Source organism: Streptomyces sp. SID14436, from assembly GCF_010548465.1.
GTDB lineage: Bacteria > Actinomycetota > Actinomycetes > Streptomycetales > Streptomycetaceae > Streptomyces.
In genome coordinates, this window is the sequence record NZ_JAAGMD010000021.1 from 1 (window position 1) to 221 (window position 221).

A 221-nucleotide genomic window follows, 5' to 3' on the forward strand; every position below is an offset into this window, starting at 1 on the left:
CGTCGCCCGGCGCCGCCGCCTCACCCTGGCCGCCGCGGCGGTCGCCCTGGCGGCGGCCCTCGGGGTCGGTGCCTGGCTGGCCACCGCGGACGACGACACCGGCACCCCCCAGGACACCCGGAACTCGGCCCCGACCACACCCTGACCGGCCCGGCCCGGCGTCACCTGCCCCACCGGCCGGTCCGGAGCGGGCGCCGCCCCGCCCGCAGCTCGAACAGGTC

General features: G+C 81.9%; 1 pseudogene. It reads left to right on the plus strand.

Annotated features, from left to right (window positions below):
- Window positions 1-145, plus strand: a pseudogene (locus tag G3I53_RS33530) (serine/threonine protein kinase); the annotation flags it as partial.
- Window positions 146-221: the final 76 nt, after the last annotated feature.